The organism is Achromobacter sp. EG18 (assembly GCF_059759395.1).
On the sequence record NZ_CM186213.1, the window covers coordinates 4,451,464 to 4,472,742 of the forward strand.

At 69.6% G+C, this 21,279-nt stretch carries 22 protein-coding genes and 1 riboswitch; of the genes, 14 read left to right on the top strand and 8 right to left on the bottom strand.

All coding sequences use genetic code 11. The features are described 5' to 3' along the window. The 6 genes from AC6CR5_RS20435 to AC6CR5_RS20460 are packed head-to-tail and all read left to right on the top strand — an operon-like array spanning position 1 to position 5,245. Positions 1–801: an ABC transporter permease gene (locus tag AC6CR5_RS20435; RefSeq protein WP_006389497.1), complete on the top strand. Its 801-nt coding sequence runs from the start codon at positions 1–3 to the stop codon at positions 799–801. Next, positions 801–1,958 (top strand): NAD(P)/FAD-dependent oxidoreductase, encoded by a 1,158-nt coding sequence (locus AC6CR5_RS20440; protein WP_173010616.1) that lies wholly within the window; start codon positions 801–803, stop codon positions 1,956–1,958. The genes AC6CR5_RS20435 and AC6CR5_RS20440 overlap by 1 nt, the downstream gene beginning before the upstream one ends. Continuing rightward, positions 1,942–2,250, top strand: a complete 309-nt coding sequence (locus AC6CR5_RS20445; protein ID WP_498084878.1) for a (2Fe-2S)-binding protein — start codon at positions 1,942–1,944, stop codon at positions 2,248–2,250. The genes AC6CR5_RS20440 and AC6CR5_RS20445 overlap by 17 nt, the downstream gene beginning before the upstream one ends. Continuing rightward, on the top strand, positions 2,247–3,689 hold the full coding sequence (locus AC6CR5_RS20450) for an FAD/NAD(P)-dependent oxidoreductase (RefSeq protein ID WP_498084879.1): 1,443 nt from the start codon (positions 2,247–2,249) through the stop codon (positions 3,687–3,689). Before AC6CR5_RS20445 ends, AC6CR5_RS20450 begins: the two co-directional genes overlap by 4 nt. A 9-nt stretch (positions 3,690–3,698) precedes the next feature. Then, positions 3,699–4,862: an NAD(P)/FAD-dependent oxidoreductase gene (locus AC6CR5_RS20455; protein WP_459228354.1), complete on the top strand. Its 1,164-nt coding sequence runs from the start codon at positions 3,699–3,701 to the stop codon at positions 4,860–4,862. Beyond that, positions 4,859–5,245, top strand: coding sequence for a RidA family protein (locus AC6CR5_RS20460; protein WP_024067329.1), 387 nt, complete (start codon positions 4,859–4,861; stop codon positions 5,243–5,245). The genes AC6CR5_RS20455 and AC6CR5_RS20460 overlap by 4 nt, the downstream gene beginning before the upstream one ends. Before the next feature lie 14 nt (positions 5,246–5,259). Here the strand turns inward: AC6CR5_RS20460 and AC6CR5_RS20465 are convergent, their stop codons facing one another. Genes AC6CR5_RS20465 through AC6CR5_RS20485 form a run of 5 tightly spaced genes read right to left on the bottom strand, consistent with a single transcriptional unit; the run spans position 5,260 to position 11,180 of the window. Beyond that, on the bottom strand, positions 5,260–6,540 hold the full coding sequence (locus tag AC6CR5_RS20465) for an amidohydrolase family protein (RefSeq protein ID WP_110060133.1): 1,281 nt from the start codon (positions 6,538–6,540) through the stop codon (positions 5,260–5,262). 16 nt (positions 6,541–6,556) lie between these two features. Next, entirely contained in the window at positions 6,557–7,507 is a 951-nt protein-coding gene (locus AC6CR5_RS20470) for an ABC transporter permease (protein WP_054481953.1), read from the bottom strand. 10 nt (positions 7,508–7,517) lie between these two features. Continuing rightward, the gene (locus tag AC6CR5_RS20475) at positions 7,518–8,591 is read right to left on the bottom strand and encodes an ABC transporter permease (protein WP_006389488.1); all 1,074 of its coding nucleotides are present in this window, start codon (positions 8,589–8,591) and stop codon (positions 7,518–7,520) included. A gap of 31 nt (positions 8,592–8,622) precedes the next feature. Then, positions 8,623–10,152 carry an ABC transporter ATP-binding protein gene (locus AC6CR5_RS20480; protein WP_047992380.1) on the bottom strand — a complete coding sequence of 510 codons (1,530 nt, stop codon included), beginning with the start codon at positions 10,150–10,152 and terminating at the stop codon, positions 8,623–8,625. Next, positions 10,149–11,180 carry a BMP family protein gene (locus tag AC6CR5_RS20485; protein WP_006389486.1) on the bottom strand — a complete coding sequence of 344 codons (1,032 nt, stop codon included), beginning with the start codon at positions 11,178–11,180 and terminating at the stop codon, positions 10,149–10,151. The genes AC6CR5_RS20480 and AC6CR5_RS20485 overlap by 4 nt, the downstream gene beginning before the upstream one ends. Positions 11,181–11,631: 451 nt before the next feature. Here AC6CR5_RS20485 and AC6CR5_RS20490 point away from each other — a divergent pair, with 451 nt between their 5' ends. The 6 genes from AC6CR5_RS20490 (at position 11,632) to AC6CR5_RS20515 (ending at position 16,070) form a co-directional block, all read left to right on the top strand. Beyond that, a complete protein-coding gene (locus AC6CR5_RS20490; protein ID WP_024067335.1) occupies positions 11,632–12,546 on the top strand; it encodes a rhodanese-like domain-containing protein in 915 nt (304 codons plus the stop codon). Between the two features lie 125 nt (positions 12,547–12,671). Then, entirely contained in the window at positions 12,672–13,598 is a 927-nt protein-coding gene (gene panE, locus AC6CR5_RS20495) for a 2-dehydropantoate 2-reductase (RefSeq protein ID WP_110060132.1), read from the top strand. A gap of 166 nt (positions 13,599–13,764) precedes the next feature. Beyond that, positions 13,765–14,376 carry an NAD(P)-dependent oxidoreductase gene (locus AC6CR5_RS20500; RefSeq protein ID WP_006389483.1) on the top strand — a complete coding sequence of 204 codons (612 nt, stop codon included), beginning with the start codon at positions 13,765–13,767 and terminating at the stop codon, positions 14,374–14,376. A 163-nt stretch (positions 14,377–14,539) separates the two neighbouring features. Beyond that, positions 14,540–14,986: a nuclear transport factor 2 family protein gene (locus AC6CR5_RS20505; protein ID WP_498085754.1), complete on the top strand. Its 447-nt coding sequence runs from the start codon at positions 14,540–14,542 to the stop codon at positions 14,984–14,986. 12 nt (positions 14,987–14,998) lie between these two features. Beyond that, entirely contained in the window at positions 14,999–15,568 is a 570-nt protein-coding gene (locus AC6CR5_RS20510; protein WP_498084880.1) for a flavin reductase family protein, read from the top strand. Positions 15,569–15,572: 4 nt separating this feature from the next. After that, on the top strand, positions 15,573–16,070 hold the full coding sequence (locus tag AC6CR5_RS20515) for a nucleoside 2-deoxyribosyltransferase (protein WP_498084881.1): 498 nt from the start codon (positions 15,573–15,575) through the stop codon (positions 16,068–16,070). 43 nt (positions 16,071–16,113) lie between these two features. On the opposite strand, the gene AC6CR5_RS20520 is transcribed toward AC6CR5_RS20515, so the two are convergent. Continuing rightward, on the bottom strand, positions 16,114–16,791 hold the full coding sequence (locus AC6CR5_RS20520) for a TetR/AcrR family transcriptional regulator (protein WP_346505215.1): 678 nt from the start codon (positions 16,789–16,791) through the stop codon (positions 16,114–16,116). A 151-nt stretch (positions 16,792–16,942) separates the two neighbouring features. Here AC6CR5_RS20520 and AC6CR5_RS20525 point away from each other — a divergent pair, with 151 nt between their 5' ends. Then, positions 16,943–18,151, top strand: a complete 1,209-nt coding sequence (locus tag AC6CR5_RS20525) for an MFS transporter (protein WP_498084882.1) — start codon at positions 16,943–16,945, stop codon at positions 18,149–18,151. Positions 18,152–18,208: 57 nt separating this feature from the next. Here AC6CR5_RS20525 and ribB read toward each other — a convergent pair whose 3' ends face one another. Together ribB and AC6CR5_RS20535 are read right to left on the bottom strand one after the other, a co-directional pair. Continuing rightward, positions 18,209–18,928, bottom strand: coding sequence for a 3,4-dihydroxy-2-butanone-4-phosphate synthase (gene ribB, locus AC6CR5_RS20530; RefSeq protein WP_053499765.1), 720 nt, complete (start codon positions 18,926–18,928; stop codon positions 18,209–18,211). A 108-nt stretch (positions 18,929–19,036) separates the two neighbouring features. Continuing rightward, a riboswitch (FMN riboswitch) is annotated at positions 19,037–19,191 on the bottom strand. Between the two features lie 510 nt (positions 19,192–19,701). Next, positions 19,702–20,229: an SET domain-containing protein gene (locus AC6CR5_RS20535; RefSeq protein ID WP_006389476.1), complete on the bottom strand. Its 528-nt coding sequence runs from the start codon at positions 20,227–20,229 to the stop codon at positions 19,702–19,704. A 108-nt stretch (positions 20,230–20,337) separates the two neighbouring features. On the opposite strand from AC6CR5_RS20535, the gene AC6CR5_RS20540 reads away from it, so the two are divergent. Next, the gene (locus tag AC6CR5_RS20540; RefSeq protein ID WP_006389475.1) at positions 20,338–21,258 is read left to right on the top strand and encodes a bestrophin family protein; all 921 of its coding nucleotides are present in this window, start codon (positions 20,338–20,340) and stop codon (positions 21,256–21,258) included. The last annotated feature ends 21 nt before the right edge of the window (positions 21,259–21,279 follow it).

Sequence of the window (21,279 nt, forward strand, 5' to 3'; positions counted from 1 at the left end):
ATGAACTTTCGCAACGGCCCCATCGGCCTGCTGTTCCACACCCTCTTCATCCTGTTCATCCTGGCGCCGATCGTGATGGTGTGCGCGGTGGCGTTCACCTCGGAGGGCTTCATCTCGCTGCCCAGCGGGGGGCTGTCGCTGCGCTGGTTCCGCGCCATCCTGGACAACCCGCGCTTCATCGAGGCGTTCTGGTTCAGCCTGGGGCTGGGCACGCTGTCGGCGACGCTGGCGATCGCGCTGGCGGTGCCCAGCGCGCTGGCGCTGGCGCGCAACCGCTTCCGCGGCCGCGAGGCGCTGGTGGCGTTCTTCCTGTCGCCGCTGATGATTCCGCACGTGGTGCTGGGGCTGGCCTTCCTGAAGTTCTTCACCACGGTGGACCTGGCCGGCACCTACGTGGGACTGGTGGTGGCGCATGTGATCCTGGTGATGCCCTATGCGCTGCGGCTGGTGCTGGCCTCGGCCACCGGCATCGATCCGGCGCTGGAACGCGCGGCGCAGTCGCTGGGCGCCTCCCACTGGACGGCGTTCCGGCGCGTGGTGCTGCCGCTGTTGCTGCCGGGCGTGGTCAGCGGCTGGGTGATCGCCTTCATCACCAGCTTCGACGAGCTGACCATGTCGATCTTCATCGCCTCGCCCTCCACCACCACGCTGCCGGTGCGCATCTTCCTGCACATCGAAGACACCATCGACCCGCTGGTGACGGCGGTGTCGGCCGTGCTGATCTATGTGACCATCATCGCCATCTTCATCCTGGACCGCCTGGTCGGCCTGGAAAAGCTGTTTGTCGGAAAGGGACGCTAATGACGGACGAAATACAACAGGCGCCGCGCGCGCCGGCGCATCGCGGGGTCTACGACGCCGTGGTGATCGGCGGCGGCCTGGTCGGCTCGGCCGTGGCCTACGGGCTGCGGCGCGAACTCGACCACGTCGCGGTATTGGACGAAGGCGACGTGGCCTACCGCGCCTCGCGCGGCAACTTCGGCCTGGTCTGGGTGCAGAGCAAGGGCATGGGCCTGCCGCGCTACGGCGTGTGGACCATGACCTCGGCCGGCGCCTGGCCGCAGTTGGCGGCCGAGCTGCGGGAGCAGACCGGCGTGGACGTGCACCTGGAACAGCGCGGCGGCCTGCACGCGCTGTTGAGCGACGAAGAGATGGAAGCGCGCGCCACCTTCATGCGCACGCTGCTGGCGCAGCCCGGCATGGCGCAGTACGACTGGAAAATGCTGGACCGCCACGAGCTTGCCGACATGGTGCCCGGCATCGGCCCGGAGGTGCGCGGCGCCACCTGGACGCCGGTGGACGGCATCGCCAATCCGCTCAAGCTGCTACGGGCGCTGCACATGAGTTTTGCACAGCGGGCTGTGGATTACCTGCCGCGCTGCCCGGCGCAGCAGGTCCGCCAGCGCGACGGCGTGTTCGAGGTGACCACGCCCACCGGCACGGTGCGGGCGCGCAAGCTGGTGCTGGCCAGCGGCCTGTCGAACAAGGCGCTGGGCGAACAGGTCGGCCTGGCGGTGCCGGTGCGGCCGCAGCGCGGCCAGATCGTGGTGCTGGAGCGCACCCGCCGCCTGCTGGAAACGCCGCTATCGACGCTGCGCCAGACCGACGAAGGCACCTGGCTGATCGGCGATTCGCAGGAAGAGGCCGGCTATGTGGACAACCAGGTGGGCTTGCCGATCCTGGGCACGCTGGCCGACCGCGCCGTGCGCACGCTGCCCGCCTTGCGCGAGGTGCGCGTGGTGCGCAGCTGGGCCGCGCTGCGCGTGATGTCCAAGGACGGTTTCCCCATCTATCAACAATCCGAGACGTGCCCCGGCGCCTTCGTCGCCACCTGTCACAGCGGCGTCACCCTGGCGGCCGCGCACGCGCTCAAACTGGCGCCCATGATCGCCGCCGGCCAGCTGGCCGACGACATGGCGCCCTTCTCGACCCGGAGGTTCCATGTTCAAGAGGCTTGACGAGGCGCAGCGCCAGGCGCAGGGCGCGCCGGTGCGGGTGACGGTGAACGGCGCAGAACTGCAGTGCCGCGCCGGCGAAAGCGTGGCCGCGGCATTGTTCGCCGGCGGCATGCAGGCCTGTCGCGACACCGCGGTGGGCGAGGTGCCGCGCGGCCCCTATTGCATGATGGGCGTGTGCTACGACTGCCTGGTCACGATCGACGGCCAGGCCAACCAGCAGGGCTGCATGACGGCCGTGCGTGACGGCATGAAGATCGAGCGCCAGCTTGGCGCGCGCAAGGTGCAGGCATGATCGAGACGACGCAATGCGATTTGCTGGTGGTGGGCGCGGGCCCCGCCGGGTTGGCCGCCGCCACCACCGCCGCCCGGCTGGGGGTGGATACGGTGCTGCTGGATGAGCAACCCGCGCCGGGCGGACAGATCTACCGCGCCATCACCACCACGCCGGTCACCGACCGCGCCGTGCTGGGGCCGGACTACTGGCATGGCGCTTCACTGGTCGAGCCATTCAGGCAGTCGGGCGCGCGCTATGAGCCGGGCGCGACCGTGTGGGCGGTGGCCGAGCGCACCGCGCCCGAGCCGGAACGCGGCTTCGAGGTGGCGTACTCGGTGGCCGGCGAAGCGCGCATCCTGCATGCGCGGCGCCTGCTGCTGGCTACCGGCGCGCAGGAGCGGCCGTTCCCGATTCCCGGCTGGACCTTGCCCGGCGTCATCACCGCCGGCGCGGCGCAGATCCTGCTGAAGTCGGCGGGCATGGTGCCGGCCGACCGCACGGTGCTGGCCGGCTGCGGCCCGCTGCTGTACCTGGTGGCGTGGCAGTACCTGAACGCCGGCGTCAAGATCGACGCGCTGCTCGAAACCACGCCGCCCGGCCGTCTGCGCCAGGCCCTGCCCAAGGTGTGGGACTTCCTGCGTTCGCCGTATCTGGGCAAGGGGCTGTCGCTGCTGCGCGCGGTCAAGGCGGCGGTACCCATCATCAAGGGCGTGACGGCGCTGGAAGCGCTGGGGCAGGACAAGCTGGAAAGCGTGCGCTACACCGCCGGCGGCGTCACCAAGACCTTGCCGGCGCAGCAGTTGATGCTGCACCAGGGCGTGGTGCCCAACGTCAACCTGTCGCGCGCCATCGGCGCCGAGCATCGCTGGAACGCGGCGCTCGATTGCTGGGAACCGGACGTCGATGACTGGGGCCTGACCTCGGTCGATGGCGTCGGCATGGCGGGCGATGGCGCCGGCATCGCCGGCGCGCTGGCGGCTGAACAGCGCGGCCGGCTGGCGGCGTTGCAGGCCGCGCACCTGCTGGGCCGGATCGATGCGGCGCGGCGCGACAGCGAGGCCGCCGCGCCGCGTGCCGCGCTGGCGCGGTCGGTGCGCGGACGCGAGTTCTTCGATGCCCTGTACAAGGCGCCCGAGACCTTCCGCCGCCCCACCGGCGACACCATCGTCTGCCGTTGCGAGGAAGTGACGGCGGCGCAGGTGCGCGACACCGTCAAGCTCGGTTGCAGCGGCCCGAACCAGATGAAGGCCTTCCTGCGCTGCGGCATGGGGCCGTGCCAGGGACGCTTCTGCGGCCTGACGGTGTCGGAGATCATCGCCGAGGAACGCGGCGTGCCGGTGCCGGAAGTGGGCTACTACCGCCTGCGCTTTCCGACCAAGCCGCTGACGCTGGGCGAGCTGGCGTCGCTGCCGCAGACCGACGAGTCGCGCCAGGCGGTGGTGCGGCTGAAGAAATAGGAGCCCGCCATGACGGACGCTTCGCGCTCGGCCGCCGTCATCATCATCGGCGGCGGCCTGCACGGCAGTTCGGCGGCGCTGCACCTGGCGCGCGCCGGCGTGCCGGCGCTGGTGATCGAGAAGAACTACGTCGGCCGCCATGCCTCGGGCGTGAACGCCGGCGGCGTGCGCACCCTGGCGCGGCACTTGGCCGAGGTGCCGCTGGCGCTGGCCTCGCGCGAGCTCTGGTATCGCATTGGCGAGCTGGTCGATGACGATTGCGGTTTCGAGCAGCACGGGCAGGTGCGCGTGGCCGAGAACGAGGCCGACGTGGCGGCGCTGCGCGCGCGCCTGGCTACCATGCAACAGCATGGCTACACGCACGAGCAATGGATCGATCGTGACGAATTGCTGGCGATGATTCCCGCGCTGGCGCCCACGGTGCGCGGCGGCCTGATCGCGCGCGACGACGCGGCCGCCGACCCCTACCGCACCACGCTGGCGTTCCGCCGCAAGGCCGCCAGCCTGGGCGCGCGCTTCCTGGAAGGCGTGCGGGTCCTGCGCACCGCGCATGAAAATGGCCAGTGGCGGATCGAGACCGACGCCGGCACCTACACCGCGCCGCAGGTGCTCAACTGCGCCGGCGCCTGGGCCGACCGCATCGCCGCCGAATGGGGCGAGCCGGTGCCGCTGACCGCCATCAGCCCGATGATGCTGGTGACGCTGCGCATGGATCATTTCCTGGACGCGGTGGTGCTGGGCACCGGCCGGCCGCTGTCGTTCAAGCAGCGCGCCAACGGCACGGTGCTGATCGGTGGCGGCCGCCGCGCCTGGGTCGACCGCGACGCGGAATGGACCGAGCTGGATTTCCGTTCGCTAGCCGAGGGCGCGCGCACGGTGTGCGACCTGTTTCCGCATATGCGGCACGCCATCGTGAACCGCGGCTGGGCCGGCATCGAGGCCGCCATGCCCGACGAGATTCCGGTGATCGGCCGCAGCCGGCGCCATGACAGCGCCTTCCACGCCTTCGGCTTCTCGGCCCACGGCTTCGAGCTGGGCCCGATCGTCGGCCGTATCATGGCCGATCTGATCACCACCGGCGCGACCGACCTGCCGATCGCGCCGTTCGCCATCGACCGTTTCACCGGCGCCACGGGCGCGCCGGCATCCACCCCCAAGGAGCAGCACCCATGACTGATATCGTGCGCAAGGATTCCAACGAACGCCTGAGCCGCATCGTGATCCACGGTGACACCGTGTACGTGGCGGGCGTGACCTCGTCTGCCGAAGGCGGCATCACCGCGCAGACGCGCGACGTGCTGGCCAAGATCGACGGCTACCTGAAGCGGGCCGACACCGACAAGACGCGCCTGCTGTCGGTGCAGATCTGGCTCAAGGACATCGAACGCGACTTCGCCGGTATGAACGCGGTGTGGGCCGAGTGGGCGCCGGCCAATGCGCTGCCGACGCGCGCGACCTGCGAGGCCAAGCTGGCCTCGCCCGACCTGCTGGTGGAGATCATCGTCACGGCCGCCAGGCGGCCGGGTTACGTCGGCGGGCCGATGTCGGAAGCCTGATCCCGCCGGGCGAGTCAGCGGGCCGGCGTCTGGAAGCTGACCTGACCCGGACGGTCGGGCAGGTTGAGCGTGGCGGTGGCCGGCGGCGTCGTCGCCACCACCTCCCCGGCGCGCAACACCATCAGGCGCGTGGCGCGCAGGCGCAGCGCTTCGACCGGGTCGCGCGCCTGCAGCAGCACCAGGTCGGCGCGCTTGCCCACTTCCAGCCCGGTCTCGTCCAGGCCCAGGATCTTCGCCGGCGTGGCCGTGACGGCCTGGAAACAGGCGCGCATGGCGTCCTGGCCGGTCATCTGCGCCACGTGCAGGCCCATGTGCGCCACTTCCAGCATGTCGCCCGAACCCAGGCTGTACCAGGGGTCCATCACGCAGTCGTGGCCGAACGCCACCGGCACGCCGGCGGCCAGCAGCTCGGGCACGCGCGTCATGCCGCGGCGCTTCGGGTAGGTGTCGTGGCGGCCTTGCAGCGTGATGTTGATGAGCGGGTTGGCGATGGCCGACACGCCGGCCTCGCGCATCAGCGGGATCAGCTTGGACACGTAGTAGTTGTCCATCGAGTGCATCGAGGTCAGGTGCGAGCCCGTGACGCGGCCCTGCAAGCCCAGGCGCTGCGTGTGATAGGCCAGCGTCTCGATGTGGCGCGACAGCGGGTCGTCGCTTTCGTCGCAGTGCATGTCCACGCGCAGGCCGCGTTCGGCGGCCAGTTCGCACAGGATGCGCACCGATTCGGCGCCGTCCTGCATGGTGCGCTCGAAGTGCGGAATGCCGCCGACCACGTCCACGCCCATGTCCAGCGCGCGTTTCAGGTTGTCGAGCGCGCCCGACGCGCGCAGCACGCCGTCCTGCGGGAAGGCGACCAGTTGCAGGTCCAGGTACGGCTTGACCTTCTCGCGCACGTGCAGCAGCGCTTCCACCGCCAGCAGGCGTGGATCGCAAACGTCGACGTGCGAGCGGATCGCCAGCAGGCCGCGCGCCACCGCCCAGTCGCAATAGGCCAGCGCGCGCTCGACCAGCGCTTCCTGCGTCAGCAGCGGCTTGAGTTCGCCCCACAGCGCGATGCCTTCGAGCAACGTGCCCGACTGGTTCACGCGCGGCAGGCCGAACGACAGGGTCGAGTCCATGTGGAAGTGGGCGTCGACGAACGGCGAAGTCACCAGCTGGCCGGCGGCGTCGATGGTCTGCGCGGCCTCGGCCTTCAGCGCCGGTTCGAGCGCGACGATGCGGCCCTGGGCCACGCCGATGTCGATGTGCTGGCGGCCGTCCGGCAGCGTGCAGTTCTTGAGGATCAGATCGAGCATAGTCAAGCCTTGTGGATTACCGTTCGCCCTTGCGGTAGGGCTTCATCAGGGCCTGCGGGTAGGCGGCGCGGCGCGCCATCACCACCAGGGCCAGGATGGACAGAATATAGGGCAGCATCAGGTAGACCTGATAGGGCAGCTCGGGCAGGCCCGGCAGCGCCGCCCCGCCCTGCTGCAGCCGCAGTTGCAGCGCGTCGAAGAAAGCGAAGATCAACGCGCCCAGCAGCGCCTTGCCGGGCCGCCACGAGGCGAACACCACCAGCGCCACGCAGACCCAGCCGCGGCCGTTGACCATGTTGAAGAAGAAGGCGTTGAAGGCCGCCAGCGTCAGGAAGCTGCCGGCCACGCCCATCAGCGCCGAGCCGGCGACGATGGCGCCCATGCGCAGCCTGGTCACCGACAGGCCCTGGCCCTCGGCGGCGGCGGGGTTCTCGCCCACCATGCGGATCGCCAGGCCGACCGGGGTGCGGTTCAGCACCCACGCCAGGATCGGCACCGCGGCCAGCGCCAGCAGCGTCATCGGCGTCTGCCCGGCCAGCACCGGGCCGATCAGCGGAATGCCGTCCAGGAACCTCATCTCGGCGAACGGCGTGATCGTCGGCGGCGTGTTCACGCTGGGGAAGGTGACGCGGTAGGCGAAGTAGCTCAGGCTGGTGGCCAGCAGTGTCACGCCCAGCCCCGAGACGTGCTGCGACAGGCCCAGCGGCACCGTCAGCACCGCGTGCAGCAGGCCGAACACGGCGCCCGCCAGCGCGGCCGCCAGCACGCCCACGTACAGCGGCGCGCCCAGGTACACCACCAGCCAGCCGGTGAAGGCGCCGGCGGCCATGATGCCTTCGATGCCCAGGTTCAGCACGCCGGCGCGCTCGCACAGCAGCACGCCCAGCGTGCCCAGGATCAGCGGCGTCGCCAGCCGCAACACCGCGACCCAGAAGGCCGCGGAACTCAACAGGTCCATCCATTCCATGGCGTGCTCCTCAAGCCCGGTTGCGGCGCAGGCGGTACTGCGCGAACAGCGTCGCGACCAGCATGGCGAGCAACGACGTGGCGACGATGACGTCGGCGATGTAGTTCGGCACCGCGATGGCGCGGCTCATGCTGTCCGCGCCCACCAGCATGCCGGCCACGAAAATGCTGGCCAGGATCACGCCCAGCGGATGCAGGCCGGCCAGCATGGCCACCACCACGCCGGTGTAGCCGTAGCCCGGCGACATGTCGAGCGTGACGTAGCCGGTGCGGCCGGCCACCTCGATGGCGCCGGCCAGTCCGGCCAGCGCGCCCGACAGCATGGCCGTGCCCAGCATCACGCGATTGACCGGCAGGCCCAGGAAGCGCGAGGCGTGCGCGTTGGCGCCGACCGCGCGCATCTGGAAGCCGAACACGGTGTAGCGGTTCAGCAGCCACAGGCCCAGCGCCAGGCCGGCGGCCCACAGCAGCCCGGTGTGGGCGCGGGTGCGCTCGATCAGCTTGCCCAGCTCCAGGTCGGGGTTGAGCGCCACCGATTGCGGCCAGCCCATCGCCATCGGGTCCTTCATGGGACCGTCCAGCATCATCGAGACGAACAGCAGCACGATGAAGTTGCCCAGCAGCGTGGTCACCACTTCGTCCACGCCCAGGCGTGTCTTGAGCAGCGCCGGGATCAGCAGCAGCAAGGCGCCGGCCAGCGCCGCCGCCAGCATCATGCCGCCGAACAGCGCCGGCAGGGGCAGGTCGAAGCCGGTGCCGTCGTGCAGGCCGCCCACCGCCACGGCGGCCAGCGCGCCCAGGTACAGCTGGCCTTCGGCGCCGATGTTGTAGAAGCGCGCGCGAAAGGCCACGGCGCAGGCCAGGCCGGTCAGCATCAGCGGCGTGGCGCGCGTGAGGGTTTCGGACAGCGCGAACTTGGAGCCGAACGCGCCTTCGAACAGCAGCGCGTAGGTGCGGCCCACCGGCGCGCCGGCCCAGGCCACCAGCAGCGTGCAGACCGCCAGCGTAAAGAGGATGGCCGCGATCGGGGCCAGGGCCAGCGCGGCGCGGCTGGGCTCGGGGCGGCGTTCCAGGATCAGTTTCATTCGAGAAATGCTCAGTAGAGGGGGCACGGCGTCAGGCGCGCGTGCCCGTCATGGCCAGCCCGACGGTGGCGGGCGTCCATTGCGCGACCGGCTTGTCGGCGACCAGCTTGCCGCCGCACAGCACCGCGATGCGGTCGGCCAGCGCGAAGATCTCTTCCAGGTCCTCCGACACCAGCAGGATGCCGGCGCCGCGCCGGCGCGCGGCCAGCAGCTGTTCGCGCACGTAGGCCACCGCGCCGATGTCCAGGCCCCAGGTGGGCTGGTCGGCGACGATGAAGCGCGGTTCGCGCGCCAGGGTGCGGCCCAGGATCAGCTTCTGCATGTTGCCGCCCGACAGGCTGCGGGTGCGCACGTCGAGCGAAGCGGCGCGCACGTCGAACTGCCTGGCCAGCGCCGCCGCATAGGCGCGGCCGGCCTTGGCGCGGATCAGCCCGAAGCGCGAGAAGCGCGGGTCCTTCAGGTCTTCGACAATGGCGTTTTCCCACAGCGGGCTGTCGCCGATCATGCCTTCGCCGTGGCGGTCCTCGGGGATGCGGCCCACGTGGGCGGCGGTCCAGCCGGCCGGCGTGGTGGGGGCGGCCGCGTGCTCCGGACCCAGGCGGATGGTGCCGTCGGCGGGCTGGCGCAGGCCGGTCAGCACCGACACCAGCGCCTGCTGGCCGTTGCCGGCGACGCCGGCGATGGCCACGATCTCATGCTTGTGCACCACCAGGTCCAGGCTGTCCAGGCGCGGCGCGCCGCCGCGCGGGTCGCGCACGGTGACCTGCGACAGCGTCACCACCGGCGCGGCCTGGCCGGCCGCCGCCATGGCTTCGGCGTGCGGCATGGCGACCTTGCGGCCCACCATCAGCTCGGCCAGTTCGGCCGGCGTGGTGGCGGCGGTGTCGCGCTCGGCCACCAGCTTGCCCTGGCGCAGCACCGCGACGCGGCGCGACACGGCCATGACCTCGTCCAGCTTGTGCGAAATGAAGATGACGGCCAGGCCCTCGTCGACGAAGCCGCGCAGCGTGGCGAACAGGTCCTGCACTTCCTGCGGCGTGAGGACGGCGGTGGGCTCGTCCAGGATCAGCACCTTGGCGCCGCGGTACAGCGCCTTGAGGATCTCGACGCGCTGCTTCTCGCCGACCGACAGGCTGCCGACGCGCGCGTCCGGATCCACCCCCAGGCCGAAGCGCTGGCCCAGTTCCACCAGGCGGCGGCGCGCCGGGCCGCGGCCCGAGGCCAGCTTCCACAGCGATTCGGTGCCGACCATGATGTTGTCCAGCACGGTCAGGTTGTCGGCCAGCGTGAAGTGCTGGTGCACCATGCCGACCCCCGCCGCCAGCGCGGCGTCGGGCCGGCCCGGCGGCAAGGGTTGGCCGAAGACTTCGATGCTGCCGGCGTCGGCCACGTAATGGCCGAACAGGATCGACACCAGGGTCGATTTGCCGGCGCCGTTCTCGCCCAGCAGGGCCAGCACTTCGCCTTGCGCCAGCGTCAGCGAGACATCGTCATTGGCCGTCAGGCTGCCGAAGCGTTTGGTGATCCCTGCCAGCCGCAGGGCGAGAGGCGCTTGATTCATCGTGCCGACGACTTGGGTTCTTTGTCGTTGACCTGCACGCTGAAGCTGCCGTCCAGGATGGCCTTCTGCCTGGCCTGCACCTTGGCGATCAGGTCAGCGGGGATCTTGCTTTCGAAGGTGCCCAGCGGCGCCAGCGACGAACCCTTGTATTTCATCAGCGAGTACTGGCCGAAGTCGGCGGCCTTGAAGGTGCCAGCCTTGACCTGCTTGAGCGCCTCGTCAATGGTCGGCTCCATGCTCCACAGCGCCGAGGCCACCACGGTCTCGGGGTATTGAGGCTGGGTGTCGATGACGTTGCCGATGGCCAGCTTGCCGCGTTCCTTGGCGGCGTCCGACACGCCGAAGCGCTCGGCGTACAGCACGTCCGCGCCCTTGTCGATCATGGCGAAGGCGGCTTCCTTGGCCTTCGGGGGATCGAACCACGAACCGATGAAGGTCACGGTGAATTCGGTCTTGGGGTTGATTTCCTTGGCGCCCTCGATGAAGGCCTGCATCAGGCGGTTCACTTCGGGGATGGGGTAGCCGCCCACCAGGCCGATCTTGCCGGTCTTGCTCATGCCGGCGGCGATCATGCCGGTCAGGTAGGCCGGTTCCTGGATGTAGTTGTCGAACACCGAGAAGTTGGGCTGCTGCGGCTTGCCCGAGGAACCCATCAGGAAGGCGGTCTGCGGGTAGTCCTTGGCAACCTTGCGGGCGGCGGCCTCGACCGCGAAGGCCTCGCCCACCACCAGCTTGTTGCCCTGCTCGGCGTACTGGCGCATGACGCGCTCGTAGTCGGCGTTGGTGACGTTTTCCGAGAACGTGTATTCGATTTCACCCCGGTCGCGCGCGGCGATCAGCGCCTTGTGGATGCGCGACACCCATTGCTGTTCCACCGGCACCGTGTAGATGGCGGCAACCTTGGTCTTGGCGGGCGCCTGGGCCTGGGCGCCGGCCGACAGCAGCAGCGCGCCGGCGGCCGCCGCGGCCAGCTTCAGCAGGCCACGGCGGGCGATGCCGCCGGCGGCCGGGAGGGAAAGGGATTTCATGCGCAAGTCTCCTTCGCGAAGAGGGATAGGAAATGGGAGGGATGGCGGCGATGTCCGGACGTCGCGGTGCGGCACGCGTGGGCGGGCGGGGTCGAAGGCGTGGGATCGGTCATCGGATGGGGGGAGCGCCGGGGCGGCGCGCCCCATCCGAATGGGCGGGTTCGCGGCCAGTCCTGGCGAAGCAAGTTGTATGCCATGGGGCAATCCCGCGACAAGTCGGGGGAATCCTGATGGCCGGGCGGAATTATAGGCACCCCGGCGGGGAAACGTGGCACCAGGATGGTGCGCACCGTCGCGGTGCGTGGACACTTTTCGGCGTGGAACAGCCTGTTGCGGCTGAAAAGGGCCCGAAAGGCCCTGGAAGCCTATCGCCATGCGGCCATCGGCGCGGCCGCGGGCCTAAAATTCCCTGCATAGCGCCGCGTCCGTGCGCGGCAAGCCGGAATCCATCATGCAAGACATTCAATTGCTGCTCGAGCAGTACGGCGGCTGGCTCGTCTTCGCCAACGTGCTGGTCGAGCAGGCGGGCCTGCCCGTGCCCGCCTATCCCATGCTGATCGCCGCCGGCGCCCTGGCCGGCGCGGCCGGCTGGCTGGTGCCGTGGCTGGCGGCCACCGTCGCCTGTCTTCTGGCCGACTCGCTCTGGTACGCGGCCGGCCAGCGCTACGGCTCGCGCCTGCTGGGCGTGATCTGCAAGATGTCGCTATCGCAGGATTCCTGCATCCGCCAGACCCAGCGGCTGTATCTGCGCATCGGCGTGCGCGCCCTGCTGGTGTGCAAGTTCCTGCCCGGCGCCGGCGCCCTGTCCACCGTGATGGCCGGCCTGACCGGCACGCCGTACCGCCGCTTCCTGGCGTATGACCTGGTGGGTGCCATGATCTGGGCCGGTTCGGCGCTGCTGCTGGGCGGGCTGTTCCACAGCGTGGTCAACGACGTGCTGGACGTGCTGGGCACCTACGGGCCGATGGGCCTGGCCCTGCTGGCCGCGGTGCTGGCGCTGTACATCATTGCGCGCGCCCTGCGGCGCTGGATCCTCAAGCGCAACCTGCGCGTGATTCCGCGGCTGTCGGTGGACGAGCTGATGCAGTGGCGCCAGGACGGCCGCCAGGCGCTGGTGTTCGACGTGCGCCCCGAGGCGGTGCGCGAGGAAGACCGCATTCCCGGCGCCATCGCCGTCGACCTGCGCGCGCCGCTGCCGGCCCTGGAAGCGGGCAGCGAGGAGGCCGACATCGTGGTCTATTGCGCTTGCCCCAACGAGGTCTCGGCCGCGATGCTGGCCGCGCGCCTGCGCGCCGCCGGCTATCCCAACACCTGGGCCCTGCGCGGCGGCTACGAGGCCTGGGCGCGGCACGCGCATCCGGCCTGACGACGTGCCGCGGCGGCGTCTGTCCGGGCCATGGGCGCCCGCGCGGTTACGGCCCGCGCCCGGCGCCGCCACGGGCGCATAATGGCTCCATCGGCCCGCGCCTTTGACGGGCCAGGGAGACAGGCATGAAATTGTTGTTCTTGGGCGCCGGCGGTACCGGCGGCTATTTCGGCGGCCGCGCCGCCCAGGCGGGCGCGGACGTGACCTTCCTGGTGCGCGAGGCCCGCGCCGCGCGCCTGCGCGAGCAGGGGCTGCGCATCGAAAGCCCGTTCGGCGACGCCACGCTGCAACCGCAACTGGCCACCGCCGACACGCTGAAGGGCTTCTACGACGTGGTGGTGCTCAGCTGCAAGGCCTATGACCTGCAAAGCGCCATCGACGCCATCCGCCCCGCCGTGGGTCCCGACACCGCGGTGCTGCCCATCATGAACGGCGTGCTGCAGTACGACGTGCTGGACCGCGAATTCGAGCCGCACCGCGTGCTGGGCGGCCTGTGCCAGATCAACGCCACGCTCGGCCCCGAAGGCCAGGTGATCCATCTGGGCAAGCACGCCAGCATCGTCTTCGGTGAGCGCGCCGGCCCGGCCCGCAGCGCCCGCTGCGAGGCGCTGGCCGAGGCCCTGGCCGGCGGCGAATACGTCAGCCGCCTGAGCGAAGACATCTACCAGGACATCTGGGAAAAATACGTGTTCCTGACGACGCTGGCCGCCGCCACCTGCCTGATGCGCGGCACGGTCGGCCAGATCGCCGCCACCGACGACGGCGCCGACATCGTGCGCGGCCTGCTGCGCGAATCGCAGGCGGTCGCCGCCGCCAGCGGCCACGCGGTGCGGCCCGAGGCCGACGCCAATGCGCTCAAGATCCTGACCGACCCGTCCCAGGCCATGACCGCCTCGATGTTCCGCGACCTGCGCCAGGGGCTGCCGGTCGAAGCCGATCACATCGTCGGCGACATGGTGCGGCGCGCGCGCACGCTGGGGGTGGATGCCACCACGCTGCGCACGGCCTACGCGCATTTGCAGGTCTACCAGGCGCAGCGCGCGGCGGCCTGATGGCGGTGACCCGGGCCCATTGGTGCATGGATTGCAAAAAACTCTTCCACGCCCGTGGGTTCCTGGATCCGATCCGGCCGAATAGTATGGGTTTGCCTGCGCTCCGGACCGCACAGCGCCGCACGTCGTGGCCACCGTCCGGGGCCCACCTTTCAGGAGCAAGACCATGAAAATCGCATTGATCGGAATCACGGGCCGTGTCGGCTCGCGCGTGGCGGACGAGCTGCTCAAGCGCGGCCACCAGGTCACGGGCATCGCCCGTAACCTGGGTGACGTCAACGCCCAGCCTGGCCTGACCATCGAACAGGGCGATGCCACCGATCCGCAGGCGCTGACGCCGCTGCTCAAGGGCCATGACGCCGTGGTCAGCGCCTCGCGCTTCGTGTCGGCCGACGCCAAGCCGCTGCTGGCCGCCGTCAAGGACGCCGGCGTGCCGCGCCTGCTGGTGGTCGGCGGTGCCGGCAGCCTGGAAGTGGCCCCCGGCAAGATGCTGATCGACACGCCGGAATTCCCCGATGCCTACAAGCCCGAGGCGCGCGCCGGCGTAGTATTCCTGGACGTGTTGCGTCAGGAAAAGGTGCTGAACTGGACCTTCCTGTCGCCGTCGGCGCTGTTCGAGCCGGGCGAACGCACCGGTGCCTTCCGCCTCGGCGACGACAGCCTGCTGGTCGATGCCGGCGGCAAGAGCTGGATCTCGATGGAAGACTACGCCATTGCTCTGGCCGACGAGATCGAGACCCCCAAGCACTCGCGCCGTCGCTTTACCGTGGGCTACTGATCCCGCCCGCTCCGGATCGCCCGACGCGGCTCCTTGGACACAAGGGGCCGCGTCATTTTTCAGGCGAAAGCCGCAATGGCGGCAGGGTCGAATCGGCCGGTTTTGTTTGTAAACTGGCAAACCGCCAGCCGGCGTCACGATCCCCCGAGTAGTCAGTATGAGCATGAAGTTCAAATCGTTGGCCCTTTGCCTGCTGCTGGCCGCCAGCTGTGTGGCGCTGGCCCAGGCCGCCGCGCCGCAGTCCAACAAGGACATCGTGGTGGCGTTTTTCCGCATGATGTTCCAGGACCGCGACATCGACGAGGCGGTGCGCCTGTATGTCGGCAAGAACTACATCCAGCACAACCCCTACATGCGCGATGGCGTCGAGCCGATGGTGGACTTCTTCCCCCATTACTTCGAGCAGCATCCGCAGGCCAGCGTCGACATCAAGCGTGTCATTGCCGAGGGCGACCTGGTGATGATCCACAACCTGTGGCGCGAATCCCCCGAAGACCGCGGCCAGGCCGTGGTCGACATCTTCCGGGTCGAGAACGGCAAGATCGTCGAGCACTGGGACGTCAGCCAGGAAATCCCGGAAAACCCCGCCAACAAGAACGGCATGTTCTGAGACCGGTAAACCATGTCCGCCATCAAACCCGTCGACCTGCCACGCGCCTACCTGCTGCTGAACCACGGCCCCACCGTGCTGGTCACCAGCGCCCACGGCGCCGAGCGCAACGTCATGGCCGCGGCCTGGGCCATGCCGCTGGATTTCAGCCCGCCCAAGATGCTGGTGGTGGTGGACAAGAACACCTACACCCGCGCGCTGATCGAGGCCTCCGGCGAATTCGCGCTGTGCATCCCGTCGCGCGCGCAGGCCCAGGCCACCTTGCAGGTTGGCTCGCACTCGGGACGCGACGAAGACAAGTTCCACGCCAGCGGCCTGGCCACCTTCCCCGCCAGCAGGATCGGCGCGCCGCTGATCGAAGGCTGCCTCGGCTGGCTCGAATGCAAGGTGGTGCCCGAGCCGCATAACCAGCAGGCCTACGACCTGTTCATCGGCGAGGTGGTGGCCGCCTGGGCCGCGCCCGACGTGTTCTCCGGCAATCGCTGGCACTTCAATGACGACGCGCGCCGCTCGGTGCACTACGTCGCGGGCGGCTCGTTCTTCGCCACCGGCGAAGCGTTTTCAGTCGCCGATCCGGAGTAAGCCCATGCGCCGCGTCTACCTTGCCGGCTTCGACGTGTTCCTGCCCGACGCGGGGGCGCATGGCGAGCAGCTCAAGGCGCTGGCGGCCGCGCACGGTTTCGAGGGACTCTACCCGCTGGACAACACGCCGCCGGCCGGCCTGTCCGGCGCGGCGCTGGCGCAATGGATCTACCAGGCCAACGTGGCGATGATCCAGCGCGCCGACCTGGTGATGGCGAATCTCAATCCATTCCGTGGCGCCGAGCCCGATTCGGGCACGGCCTTCGAGGTCGGCTACGCCGTCGCCTTGAGCAAGCCGGTGTGGGGCTATACGTCGCAGGCCGGCAGCGTGCGCGAGCAGGTCGCCGTGGGCGTGGCCGCCGACGACGCGGCGCGCGCGGTGGACGCGCAGGGCTACACGGTCGAGGACTTCGGCTTGAACCTGAACCTGATGCTGGCGTGCAGCGCGCGCATCGTGGTGGGCGACGCGGCCGACTGCCTGGCCCGCATGGCGCGCGGCTAGGGCGCCAGCGGCGCCCCGTCGGCGCTGGCCGTCGTCCCGGGCCTCAGGCCGCGCCGGCGCGGCCGGGCTTGCGCGCCGTGGCGCGGGGCCGGGCCTTGACGCTGGCGGTCGGCGTGCCCAGGTATCCCATCACCGCATCCACCACCGCCCCTTCCAGTTGCCGCGGATCGAACCCGGCTGGCGGTTCCAGTGCCACCGCGTGTACCAGCGACTCCATGATGCGCAACACCACGTAGGTCGCCAGCTCGCGATCCTGCTGCGCGATCTCTTCACGATGCAGCTCCAGCAGGTGGCGCATGCGGCGGTGGATGTCCTGGTCGGCGCGGCTGTGATCGCGCGGCTGGTCGAACAGCGGGAATTCGCGTTCCAGCACGCGGTGCAGCGCCGGCTCCAGCAGGTGCGCATGCAGCGAGGCGGCGACGATGGCCGCGACCCGCTCGCGCAGCGTGGCCGCGGGGTTGCCGTCCAGCACCTCGTCAATCAGCGCCAGCATCTGCTTGTCGTGGCGGTCGTGCAGCGCCGCGATCAGCGCGTTCTTGTTCGGGAAGTACTGGTACAGCGAACCGACGCTGACCCCGGCTGTCTCGGCGATCCGGTTGGTGTTGGTGCCGGCGTAGCCGTACTCGGCCAGAACGCGAGCTGTTGCCTGCAGAATGGTGTCCACGGTCTGTTGCGAACGCTGCTGGCGCGGCGATTTACGGGGCTGCGGGATGGCCGTCATTGGGTTCGGGGAAAGCGAGTTTCAAACCTGAGCATCGGTTCATAAAATTTCGATACGCAACTGGAATCGCGTCGAGCACCGGCCGATTATGCCATCGTCGATTGCGGCGAGCGGGCTTGCCGGAAGCGTTCCCCTCTTCCAAGGAATCCTCATGTCGACTTCATCCTCGGCCGCGGCGCTGCCCGCGGCCGGCGGGACCGCGCGTCCCGTTTTCATGCAGATATTGCCCCTGGCGCTGGCGGTCTTCGTCGGCTTTTTCATGGTCGGCCTGCCCATGCCGGTGCTGCCGCTCTACGTCGACGGCGTGCTGGCGCAGGGCGCGCTGGTGGTCGGCATCGTGGCCGGCCTGCAGTTCGCGGCGGCGCTGCTGTCGCGCGCCTGGTCCGGTTCGCTGGCCGATCGTCGCGGCGCCAAGCGCGCCGTGGTCACCGGCTTCCTGCTCGGTTCGGGGGCGGGCCTGCTCTACCTGCTGGCCGACGCGCAGGCGGAGCAACCGCGCGCGGCGCTGGCCGCGTTGATGGCTGGCCGCGCCCTCATGGGCTGCGCCGAAAGCCTGATCGTCACCGGCGCGCTGAGCTGGGGCGTGGGCCGCGTCGGACCGCAGAACGCGGGGCGCGTGATGGCCTGGATCGGGGTGGCAATCTACGCCGCCTTCGGGCTGGGCGCGCCGGCCGGCATGCGCCTGTATGGCGCCGCCGGTTTCGACGGCATCGCCTGGGCCACGGTATTCATCCCGGTCCTGGCGTTGGCGCTGGTGCTGCCGCAGCGCGGCGTGCCGGCGGCCGGCGGCGTGCGCACGCCGTTCTACCGCGTGCTGGGCCTGGTGATGCTGCCTGGCCTGGGCCTGGCGCTGACCAGCGTCGGCTTCGGCGTCATCACTGCCTTCATCAGCCTGCTGTTCGCCCAGCGCGGCTGGGATGGCGCGGCGTGGATGTTCAGCCTGTTCGGCGTCGGCTTCATCGTGGCGCGGCTGTTCTTCGCGGGGCTGCCCGACAAGCTGGGCGGCGCGCGGGTGGCGCTGGTGTGCGTGTTGATCGAGGCGGCCGGCCAGTGGCTGATCTGGATGGGCCCGACGTCGGCGTGGGCCTTTGCCGGCGCGCTGTTGAGCGGCGCGGGCTATTCGCTGGCGTTCCCGGCATTCGGCGTGGAGGCGGTGCGTCGTGTGCCGCCGTCCAGCCGCGGCGCGGCCATGGGGGCGTATGTGGCGTTCCTGGACGTGGCGCTGGGCATCGCCAGTCCCGCGGCCGGCTGGTTGGCCGGGATGCGGGGCTATGGGGCGGTCTATGCGCTGGGCGGCGCGTGCGCGCTGGGCGCCGTGTTCGTGGCGATGGCGCTGCGGGGCCGGGTGGCCGCCGCCTAAGCGTCCGAAGACTGGTTTGACGATCGAGGCGCCCGCTATTGCGGGCGCCTTTTTCGTTCAGACCGTGGCGGCCATTTCCAGCACTTCGTCATCGACCGGCTGGGCCTGGCCGTCGCGCAGTTGCTGCAGGTGGTCGGCCAGTTCGGCGATGGTCAGGGCGACCAGGCCGTGCTGGGCGGCATAGCGCTCCAGCGCGGCGCCGCGCATCATGGTGCCGTCGGCGTTCATCAGTTCGCACAGCACGCCGGCGGGACGCAGGCCGGCCAGCGTGGCCAGGTCGACCGAGCCTTCGGTGTGGCCGCGGCGGGTCAGCACGCCGCCGGGCTGGGCCCGCAGCGGGAAGACGTGGCCGGGGCTGACGATGTCGTCGGCCTGGGCGGTGGGAGAGATGGCCGCGCGGATGGTGGTGACGCGATCCACGGCCGACACGCCGGTGCTGACGCCTTCGCGCGCTTCGATCGAGACGGTGAAGGCGGTGGCGAAGCGGCTCTGGTTGCGCTGGACCATGGGGGCCAGGTCAAGGCGGTCGAGGGTTTCGCCGGGCAGGCACAGGCAGACGATGCCACTGCCGTCGCGGATCAACTGGGCCATGACGGGCACGGTCAGCTTGTCGGCGGCGACGATGAGGTCGGCTTCGTTTTCGCGGTCGAAGTCATCCATGAGGATGACGGGGCGGCCCAGGCGCAGGTGATGCAGGGCGCGTTGCAGGCGCGCGGCGAAGGGCTGGGCGGCCAGGCTGGGAAGGGGGGACTGCGGGGTAAGGGTAACGTTGGACATTGAAACGCTCTCGCGAAAAAGTGGGCGAAAAACGTTTCAGGGCTAATCGACAGCCGAACGCAAACCAATTGCCCGCGCGTGTGGGGCGCGGACAGGGGGCGTGTGACGGCACATCTTCTCTCATCCGGACTGTGACCGTCGGCCCTGGCATCTCACCAGATCTGCTGACCCCGGTGTCCGTAAAGGACGCCGGGCGCTCGCGGGCTCGCCAAGTTGCTTGGCATACCGCCGGTGGGGAATTTCGCCCCGCCCTGAAGACGTACTGCTTGTTTGTCGTGTTAACGACATCGGGGATTTTACGCTGGTCTTGGGAGGGGCGCTGAATATGCTTATTGCGGGTGGGGTTTTGGGTGGGGGTGGGGGTGGGTTCTTAAGACGCCGGGGGTGGCGGGGCTTGGGGGGAGCGGGGCTACGATTGCGGTCCGGAGCGTTCGCTCCGGACTGCCCCTTCGTCATCTTCGTCACAGCCTTCGGCTGTTCCTTCAGATTCCCTCGGGCGCATCTACACGCCCCGCTCCCCCCAAGCCCCGCCACCCCCGGCTCGGCCGGTTGTCACTTCACGGGCGTGGGGGCGGGTGGCTTGCTTGGCGTTTTGGCCAAGAGCCGGGCTGGGTCGGAGGGGCTTGCGGGGTCGCCAAAGGCGGCCGCGCGGGCGGCCTTCTTTGGCGTTTGGGTGTCTTGCGGCGGGGCGGTGCCGGGCTGGCGTGGCTGGCGGCCGGGTGTTGGGCGAGCGCGGCCGTTGTGGCTGCGCTGTTGGCGCCCTCGCCGCTTGCTTACTTCGTGGTTTCCGGTTCCGCTGGCGCTTCGGCCTTTTTCTTTTTCTTCTTCTTTTCGGGCAGCGCCAGCATGGTGCCGCGGCACGGCGGGGTGCCGCAGAGGCATTTGTAGCCTTCCTTCAGGGCCTTGGTGATGCGGCCGTCCAGGACCAGGCCGTAGTCGTAGGAGAGTTCCGTGCCGCGCGGGATGTCCTGCAGCGCGACGATGTAGACGCGCTTGCCGTGCTTGCCCTCCTGGGCCTCGCAGTTGGGCTCACAGGAGTGGTTGATCCAGCGGGCGTCGTTGCCCTGGTCGCCGCCGTCGATGACGCGGCCGGAGCTAAGGGCGAAGAAGAAGGTGTGGAAGGGATCGTCGGGGTTGGTGGGGTGGCGACGGTCGGCTTCCTTGGCGCTGATGCGGGCGCCGCCGTACTCGATGATGCGGGTGCCCGCGGGGATCTTGCGGGCGGCGAAGACGCCGTTGCCGTGCAGCTTGGAGCGGCGCACGACGTACCAGGGCTTGATGGGGGTGTCTTCGGAGGTCATTGAGTGGCGGCAGTGTGGCGATGAGACGAAACAGAATTATATCGGCGCGCTTGTGACACGATGACAGGCGTATAGTGGGCGCCGCCTCGTTTCTTGCGTACCTGCACCATGATTGTCCGTCCGCGTCCTTCCGCGCTGGGTTTGTTCTTTGTTTTGCGCGGTTCGATCATTCCCCGCATCTTCAGCCGCATCCTGGTCATTACGCTGCTGTCGTGCGTGGTGGTGTGGATGTACCACCGCCAATGGTTCTCGCCCACGCACCTGTCGGCGGTGCCGTTCTCGCTGTTCGGGCTGGCGCTGTCGGTGTTTATGGGGTTTCGCAACAACGTCTGCTACGACCGCTGGTGGGAAGCGCGCAAGCAATGGGGCGACCTGATCGTGCAGGCCCGCAGCCTGGCGCGCGAGAGCGCGGTGCTACTGGCGGCCAGTACCGCCAATCCGGTGCAGGAAAGGCTGGTGCGGCGCTGCATCGGCTTCGGTTATGCGCTGGCGGCGCGGCTGCGCGACCAGGATGTGCTGGCGGCCGTGCGGCCCTGGGTGCAGCCGGAGGAACTAGATACGCTGGCGGGCAATCGCAACGTGCCGGACGCGCTGCTGCTGGCGGTCAACCGCGACCTGGCGGCCTGCCTGCGGCGCGGGGAGCTGACCGACATCCTCTATCAGGCGCTGACCCAGCGCGTGGCGCAGTGCGCGGCGATCCAGGCGGCCTGTGAGCGCATCAAGTACACGCCGACGCCGTTTGCCTATTCGCTGCTGCTGCATCGCACGGCCTGGCTGTTCTGCCTGCTGCTGCCGTTCGGGCTGGTGGGCACGCTGGAATACCTGATGCCGGTGGCGGTCACCATCATCGCCTATACCTTCTTCGGGCTGGACGCGCTGGGCGACGAGCTGGAAGACCCGTTCGGCCTGGAGGAAAACGACCTGCCGCTGTCGGCGCTGGCGCGGGTGATCGAGATCGACCTGCTCGACGGGCTGGGCGTGCGGCCGTTGCCCGAGGCGCCGCAGCCGGTGGACTTCGTGCTGCGCTGACATCGCCACGGCGCCGCCCGG

Bases quoted from the DNA above. Each gene is read 5' to 3' on its own strand.
- AC6CR5_RS20435 (WP_006389497.1), top strand. From the start codon at position 1: ATGAACTTTCGCAACGGCCCCATCGGCCTGCTGTTCCACACCCTCTTC.
- AC6CR5_RS20440 (WP_173010616.1), top strand. From the start codon at position 801: ATGACGGACGAAATACAACAGGCGCCGCGCGCGCCGGCGCATCGCGGG.
- AC6CR5_RS20445 (WP_498084878.1), top strand. From the start codon at position 1,942: ATGTTCAAGAGGCTTGACGAGGCGCAGCGCCAGGCGCAGGGCGCGCCG.
- AC6CR5_RS20450 (WP_498084879.1), top strand. From the start codon at position 2,247: ATGATCGAGACGACGCAATGCGATTTGCTGGTGGTGGGCGCGGGCCCC.
- AC6CR5_RS20455 (WP_459228354.1), top strand. From the start codon at position 3,699: ATGACGGACGCTTCGCGCTCGGCCGCCGTCATCATCATCGGCGGCGGC.
- AC6CR5_RS20460 (WP_024067329.1), top strand. From the start codon at position 4,859: ATGACTGATATCGTGCGCAAGGATTCCAACGAACGCCTGAGCCGCATC.
- AC6CR5_RS20465 (WP_110060133.1), bottom strand. From the start codon at position 6,540: ATGCTCGATCTGATCCTCAAGAACTGCACGCTGCCGGACGGCCGCCAG.
- AC6CR5_RS20470 (WP_054481953.1), bottom strand. From the start codon at position 7,507: ATGGAATGGATGGACCTGTTGAGTTCCGCGGCCTTCTGGGTCGCGGTG.
- AC6CR5_RS20475 (WP_006389488.1), bottom strand. From the start codon at position 8,591: ATGAAACTGATCCTGGAACGCCGCCCCGAGCCCAGCCGCGCCGCGCTG.
- AC6CR5_RS20480 (WP_047992380.1), bottom strand. From the start codon at position 10,152: ATGAATCAAGCGCCTCTCGCCCTGCGGCTGGCAGGGATCACCAAACGC.
- AC6CR5_RS20485 (WP_006389486.1), bottom strand. From the start codon at position 11,180: ATGAAATCCCTTTCCCTCCCGGCCGCCGGCGGCATCGCCCGCCGTGGC.
- AC6CR5_RS20490 (WP_024067335.1), top strand. From the start codon at position 11,632: ATGCAAGACATTCAATTGCTGCTCGAGCAGTACGGCGGCTGGCTCGTC.
- panE (WP_110060132.1), top strand. From the start codon at position 12,672: ATGAAATTGTTGTTCTTGGGCGCCGGCGGTACCGGCGGCTATTTCGGC.
- AC6CR5_RS20500 (WP_006389483.1), top strand. From the start codon at position 13,765: ATGAAAATCGCATTGATCGGAATCACGGGCCGTGTCGGCTCGCGCGTG.
- AC6CR5_RS20505 (WP_498085754.1), top strand. From the start codon at position 14,540: ATGAAGTTCAAATCGTTGGCCCTTTGCCTGCTGCTGGCCGCCAGCTGT.
- AC6CR5_RS20510 (WP_498084880.1), top strand. From the start codon at position 14,999: ATGTCCGCCATCAAACCCGTCGACCTGCCACGCGCCTACCTGCTGCTG.
- AC6CR5_RS20515 (WP_498084881.1), top strand. From the start codon at position 15,573: ATGCGCCGCGTCTACCTTGCCGGCTTCGACGTGTTCCTGCCCGACGCG.
- AC6CR5_RS20520 (WP_346505215.1), bottom strand. From the start codon at position 16,791: ATGACGGCCATCCCGCAGCCCCGTAAATCGCCGCGCCAGCAGCGTTCG.
- AC6CR5_RS20525 (WP_498084882.1), top strand. From the start codon at position 16,943: ATGTCGACTTCATCCTCGGCCGCGGCGCTGCCCGCGGCCGGCGGGACC.
- ribB (WP_053499765.1), bottom strand. From the start codon at position 18,928: ATGTCCAACGTTACCCTTACCCCGCAGTCCCCCCTTCCCAGCCTGGCC.
- AC6CR5_RS20535 (WP_006389476.1), bottom strand. From the start codon at position 20,229: ATGACCTCCGAAGACACCCCCATCAAGCCCTGGTACGTCGTGCGCCGC.
- AC6CR5_RS20540 (WP_006389475.1), top strand. From the start codon at position 20,338: ATGATTGTCCGTCCGCGTCCTTCCGCGCTGGGTTTGTTCTTTGTTTTG.